This window comes from Mesorhizobium sp. M8A.F.Ca.ET.207.01.1.1 (assembly GCF_004794715.1).
Lineage (GTDB): Bacteria > Pseudomonadota > Alphaproteobacteria > Rhizobiales > Rhizobiaceae > Mesorhizobium.
The window spans coordinates 1-413 of the sequence record NZ_SRUS01000126.1; the positions used below are offsets into that span (position 1 = coordinate 1).

At 69.7% G+C, this 413-nt stretch carries 1 pseudogene; it reads right to left on the reverse strand.

What is annotated here, in order from left to right:
- Positions 1-206, reverse strand: a pseudogene (locus EN850_RS33805) (MFS transporter); the annotation flags it as partial.
- Between the last annotated feature and the right edge of the window lie 207 nt (positions 207-413).

Here is a 413-nt window from a genome sequence, read left to right on the forward strand (position 1 = left end):
CCGACCACCACGCCGATGGCATAGGCGCTGATCAGGTGGCCGACCTGGGTCTCGGAGATCGACAGGCCGCGGCTGATCTCCAGCATCAGGCCCATGCTGGCGAACTCGCTGGTGCCGATGGCGAAGCCGCCCAGTGAAAGGGCAAGGATGATCAGAGTGCGCTGACGGGGCGTCAGCCGCGCAGCCAGGGAAGACGTGGCGCTCATGCGGGGGCGCCATGGGGCGGGGAGCCCTCCATTGTACTGCTGCACCGCAACAAGGGCAGCCACACTCAGGGTAAATCAGCGTTTGATCGGTGACTCGCCGGCCCACCGCGTCGCCGCCCGGCCCGCTCAGATGCCCAGCGCTGCCCGGGCGTGCGCGTACTTGCCGTGCAGGCGCGCGGCCGTCGCCGCGTCGAGCATCGCCAGCCG